At 43.7% G+C, this 5,841-nt stretch carries 6 protein-coding genes; all 6 read left to right on the top strand.

Annotated elements, in window-relative coordinates; translation table 11 throughout:
• The coding region (locus H6S82_RS15375; RefSeq protein ID WP_191056382.1) for an efflux RND transporter permease subunit at positions 1–1,171 on the top strand (1,171 nt) is incomplete at its 5' end.
• 57 nt (positions 1,172–1,228) lie between these two features.
• The gene (locus tag H6S82_RS15370; protein ID WP_190467528.1) at positions 1,229–1,741 is read left to right on the top strand and encodes a hypothetical protein; all 513 of its coding nucleotides are present in this window, start codon (positions 1,229–1,231) and stop codon (positions 1,739–1,741) included.
• A gap of 11 nt (positions 1,742–1,752) precedes the next feature.
• Positions 1,753–2,457, top strand: a complete 705-nt coding sequence (gene rppA, locus H6S82_RS15365; RefSeq protein ID WP_190467525.1) for a two-component system response regulator RppA — start codon at positions 1,753–1,755, stop codon at positions 2,455–2,457.
• Complete coding sequence (gene rppB / locus H6S82_RS15360) at positions 2,444–3,784, top strand: two-component system sensor histidine kinase RppB (protein ID WP_190467521.1); 1,341 nt, start codon at positions 2,444–2,446, stop codon at positions 3,782–3,784. The genes rppA and rppB overlap by 14 nt, the downstream gene beginning before the upstream one ends.
• A gap of 155 nt (positions 3,785–3,939) precedes the next feature.
• A complete protein-coding gene (locus tag H6S82_RS15355) occupies positions 3,940–4,677 on the top strand; it encodes a hypothetical protein (protein WP_190467518.1) in 738 nt (245 codons plus the stop codon).
• Positions 4,678–4,775: 98 nt separating this feature from the next.
• Entirely contained in the window at positions 4,776–5,813 is a 1,038-nt protein-coding gene (locus tag H6S82_RS15350; RefSeq protein ID WP_190467515.1) for a CHAD domain-containing protein, read from the top strand.
• Positions 5,814–5,841 lie beyond the last annotated feature (28 nt).

Here is a 5,841-nt window from a genome sequence, read left to right as displayed (position 1 = left end):
GGGTTTTATTTCGCACCGGATGGATGAAGTGCTGTCTGGGGTGAGGAGTGCGATCGCCATCAAAATTTTCGGCCTAGAATTAGATAAACTTCGCAGTCTTGGGGGAGAAGTAAATGATATTATGAAAACTGTCAAGGGAATTGTAGATTTGCAGTTAGAACCGCAAGTACCGATCGAACAAATTCAGATCAAGTTTAATCGCGCTGCTGCTTCTCGATATGGTTTGACAGTTGGACAACTTTCTGAAACAATTGAAACTGCACTAAATGGGCGAGTGGTATCGCAAGTTCTGGAAAAACAACAAACGTTTGATTTAGTTGTTTGGTTAAAGCCAGAGGCACGTCAAAACTTGGATACTATTAGCAACTTGCTAGTCGATACTCCTGACGGCAATAAAATTCCCTTGGCACAAGTAGCCACGATCGATAGCGGTACTGGGCCAAATACTATCAACCGCGAGAATGTTTCCCGTTTGATAGTTGTTTCTGCCAATGCTAGGGGCAGAGATTTGCGCTCGATCGTTAACGAGATTAGACAAAAAATTAAGCAACAAGTGCAAATACCCTCCGGTTATTATATCCAGTATTCAGGTCAATTTGAAGCGCAAGAAAGAGCCACGCAAAATATCTTAATTTTCAGTGCGATCGCCTTTGTGGCAATCACCATCATCATGTACCTTTCCGTCAAATCTATTCCCTCTACTATCATGATTACGATCAACTTGCCGTTGGCATTAGTGGGAGGAGTATTTTCGGTCGCTATGAGTGGGGGAATTGTGTCGATCGCTTCTTTAGTTGGCTTTGTTACTTTGTTTGGAGTCGCCACTCGTAACGGCTTGTTACTGGTAGATAACTATAATAGTAAATATGCCGAAGGAATGCCTTTAAAAGAAGTTTTGATTAAAGGTTCGATGTCACGGCTAAATTCTATTTTAATGACAGCTTTTACTTCAGCTTTAGGTTTAGCACCTTTGGTAGTTGAAAGTGGCCCAGGCAAGGAAATTCTGCAACCGCTATCTATAGTAGTATTGGGTGGTTTGTTTACTTCTACGGCATTAACGCTGGTAGTTTTGCCCGCTTTATACGCTAAATTTGGAAAATTTTTCATGCCGAAACGAACTAGATCTCTTTACGAAGACGAGAGCGCTACTCATGCCCGAATTTCATCTTAATTTGATTGGCCACAAATCGGTACAATTTATAACTTTTACACTCAAGGAGCAAACAGTATGAAATCGCTAAACACCAGCTTAATTGTTTTCGCTAGCGTAGGGTTGCTTTTACTGACAGCTTGTAGTAATGCAACCGAAGGAAGTAATTCAACTAGCAGCCCCGCTAACTCTGTCGCCGCTTCTCCCTCTCAAACTCAGTCTTCTACTCCCAACACATCGACAAACGAAACATCTGCAAAATCAGACCATTCCCAATCATCAAAAGGAGGTCAAGTAGTCGAGACGGGAACTTATCACCTAGAGTTTGTTCCAGAGAAAGAAGCAAACGGAACTCATTTAGATTTCTATTTACAAAAAGGTGACAACCACGAATCAGTACCTAATGCCAAAGTAACAGCTTTAGTTCAGTTACCCGATGGAACCCAGAAAACTCTAAACTTGTCTTATGATGCTGAGGGCAAACACTACGCTGTTTTACTTCCCGAAACAGCACCCGGTCAGTATCAAGTAAAAATGATTGCCGATATTAATGGCGAAACAGTGAACGGTCGTTTTAACTTTAACAAATAGAAGCTAATTTTATGAGAGTCTTGCTAGTTGAAGACGAACCAGATTTAGGGGCGGCTATTAAGCGCACATTGCACCAGCAAAAGTATGTAGTTGACTGGGCGCAAGATGGTCACGAAGCTTGGGATTATCTACAAAATCAGTGGACTCAATACACCCTAGCTATTTTCGATTGGTTGCTGCCAGGAATATCGGGTTTAGACTTGTGCAAGCGACTGCGGTCTAAGGGCAATTCTTTGCCTGTGTTAATGCTGACAGCAAAAGACCGTATGGAAGATAAGGTAGCTGGGTTAGATGCTGGTGCGGATGACTATTTAGTGAAGCCGTTTGGCATGGCGGAACTGTTAGCAAGGTTACGCGCTTTGCAGCGGCGATCGCCTCAATTTCAACCCCAACAACTAACTGTGGGAAATCTCACACTAGATTACGGTAGTTACGCAGTTTGTTTTCAGCAAACCGATGGCAATAGGCAGGCGATTTCCCTCACCACTAAAGAGTTTCAGTTGTTAGAATATTTGATGAAACATCCAAATCAAATTGTTACCAGCGACCAAATTCGCAATCAGCTTTGGGAAATGAGTGCAGAACCAGTTAGTAATGTAGTAGCCGCACAAATGCGTTTGCTGCGACGCAAACTGTCTTCTAGTGACTGCACGATTCCCATCGAAACCATACACGGAATGGGGTATCGTCTCAACCTGAGTGATGAATCAAAATAAACTATTTAACCAGACTCGTTGGCGGTTAGCTTCCTGGTATGCAGGAGTTATGGCTTTCATTTTGAGCTTGTGCGGTATAGGTGTTTACAATGCGATCGCTCATGCCCATTTGGTAGCTTTAGACCGGGAAATCGAGTCTGTGGCGGGAACGCTACACGACAGCCTGGAATTGAAACTCAAACAACCCGGACGCTTGGAGCCAATTTTACAGCGATTTTTACCAAATATATGTCAAATTGGAACCAACTGCCAAAAAGAGCAGTTGAGTTCCCAACGCCATACTTTAGGCGTTATTAATCAAGGCAGTTATTATGTTCGTTTATTTGATAATTTTGGCCGTCCGATCGCTATAGCTGGAGATTATCCAGAGGGATTGCCCCTGCAATTAAACAAGGAACTTTGGCAAACTCTACAAGATAGTAAAGGCAATCGCTATCATCAAATTTCCGTAGCGCTGCATACCGATTCTCAGGCAGATTGGGGATACATACAAGTGGGGCGAAACCTCAAAGATTTAGACGATTACCTCAATACGGTGCAATTAATTTTGTGGTTGGGATTGGCAATGGCAATCGTTTCGATCGCCGTTTCTAGCTGGTGGTTAGCAGGTTTAGCAATGCAGCCGATTTACCAATCCTACAGACAAATTCAACAGTTTACAGCCGATGCTGCCCACGAATTGCGGACTCCTTTAGCTGCCACGCACGCTACTGTAGAATCAGCGCTGTTGATGCCTCAGTTAGATGAAACAGAGGCGCGAGATATTCTCCAAACTATAGAGCGTCAAAATTTTAGGTTGACTAATTTAGTCACAGATTTGCTTTTATTGGCTCGTTTGGATCGACAAAATCTGCCGATGCAAAGTCAAGTTTGTTGCCTCAACGATCTGGTTGAAGATCTCATAGAAGAATTTGCAGCGTTGGCGCTTTCTGCTGAGGTAAAGTTGACTGCCGATATCCGGTTATTTAATTCACTGAATGTTTTGGGCAATCCCGATCGACTTTATCGCTTGGTTTCTAATTTAATTGTCAATGGTATTAAATATACAACTGCTGGCGGTCAGGTAATTGTTGTCTTGGAGCGCAGCGATCGCTATGCTCTAATTCATATCCAAGATACCGGTATTGGTATTGCACAAAACGAACAGCAGAGAATTTTCGATCGCTTCTATCGAGTCAACAGCGATCGCTCGCGAGGTACAGGTGGGGCGGGATTGGGACTGGCGATCGCATTAGCGATCGTTCGCACGCATGGCGGTAGCTTGAGCGTACAAAGCGAATTGGGCAAAGGTAGTACTTTCACCATTCGATTACCGGCTCTCCCTTAGATATAGCTAGGGCGTCGGGGCTATGGCGTCGGGCGTCGGGATAGCTCTCTCCAAAAATTTAGTAAAAAATTAGCTCCCCAGTCGGGAATAAATGATAGTTAATAGGTAGGAGGTAGAGCTCAGCCGCTACCCGTTAACCAATAAAAGATGTCCTTATGTTAGACTTCGACGGCTTTATACCAAATGAGATGCTGCTTGCACAGCCACATCCTTTGGATGACAACCTGATGCGACACCTTCCCGATTCGGAAGTAGCATCTACTGAGGAAATTAGGGAAATACAGCTGCGCGATCGCATTCCCGGTATCATCAAACGCCTCATCCCTCTCAATCCCCTGGTATCTTGGGAGTACTGGTGGTCTGTTCCCGGTCGAATTCTCCTACCTGAAGATGTGGAAGTTCTCCAAAGCGATCGGCCCAGGCTGGAAGCCATTTTAGCCAAACTCGTTTGGCTTTTGGGGGGACACTGCTTTGGAGATAATACTCCTGTAGACTGCGATTCGTCTCCAGTTTACAATTGGCAGCAAATACTGGCGTTTGTAGAAGCCTGCGGAATGAAACCTGACTTGCTAGATATCGATTTTTTGCCGACGGCGATCGATCCTACTCCCATTGCACCCCGTAACGGAAATGGCGAAAGTCCAGAAAAATCTCAAAAGTACGTTGCGATCGAACCCGCCCACTGGCACATAGAATTTTTTGAAATTCTACCCATAGAGGGAGGTTTTCAACTCGCTTTCCCCAAAAAGCTATGCAGTTGCCAAATTTGGACTGGCACACCATTTATTAAAAACCTGGAAACGGGAGAAACGGTTACCCGCTATGACTTGTGGGTTTCTAGCCCCCACGATATGATCAACCCACCTTGGCTAGAGCCATTAGTCAGCAGTTAACAATAGCTTAATTAACACAATCAAAAAACTTTCCCAGCCTGAAAACCTCAACACCAGGCTTTTTATTGCTAGCGACGCAGATAATTGGAGGACTAACTATGACCGTAGATACCCCAACAAAAGCAAAAACTTTAGGCGACTGGGCTTACTTAGCAGTTGAGAAACACTTTCACAAAACCCTCAAGCACGAAGCAGATATTCTCAAAGATAAAGATCCCGAAGCCTTGCACCAAATGCGCGTCGGTATGCGTCGCCTGCGTACAGCTGTAACCGGTTTTGCACCTGCTTTAAATTTGCCCAAAGAAGCTCAAGAGAAAATTATTGGCAAAATTGCTCGCACTTTGGGAGTACTGCGAGATTTAGACGTACTTCAGGAAAGCCTTCAAACCCATTATCGACCGGAGTTGCCCAAGTCAGAACAGAAAGTTGTAGATACAGCTTTAGATTATTTAGCTCAACAGCGTCAACAAGCTTTCAAAGATGTAAAATCCACTCTAGAAAAGTCGCGTTATCTGAATATGAAGCGGGCTTTTCTAGATTGGCTAGAACAACCGACTTATCGCGACATGGCTAATTTACCAATTCTGGAAGTGCTACCAGATTTATTGCTGCCGCAAATCAGCGAACTGTTGCTTCATCCAGGCTGGTTGGTGGGAACCAAAGCTGAAAAAGCAGAAATTCATCTGCTTAAAGACATGAGTCATAAAGCCGTAGAACAAGAATTAGCGGTACATGGAGAAGTTCTGCACAGCCTCCGCAAACAAACCAAACGAGTGCGCTATCAAATGGAATTATTTACTAACTTCTACGGAGCCACTTATCAAGCTTATTTAGAAGACATGAAAACCATCCAAAGCATATTAGGTGAAATTCAAGATAGCGTAGTTTTAGCTGAATTTCTTGCCGAAGCTTTGGGTTCAAAAACAGACAACTTGCCTCGCACTTTATCTGAAAAACTGGCAGAAAGCCGTTACAAAGCGTGGCAGCAGTGGCAACCTTTACAACAGCGATATTTGCATATCCAAATTCGTCAATCTTTCCGTTCGGAATTGCTGCGACCGAAAGGAGTTTTTGGAGATGGGCAGGTAGATGGTAATCTTGAATCTACCAATGGAACAGTTAAAAGAAAAAAATAACTTCTGTAGCTGTAGGGTACATCAGATA

The sequence above is a fragment of the Planktothrix sp. FACHB-1355 genome (assembly GCF_014748295.1).
Lineage (GTDB): Bacteria > Cyanobacteriota > Cyanobacteriia > Cyanobacteriales > Aerosakkonemataceae > Aerosakkonema > Aerosakkonema funiforme_A.
Note: the sequence above shows the minus strand (reverse complement) of the source record. Positions and strands in the feature narration are given on the sequence as shown.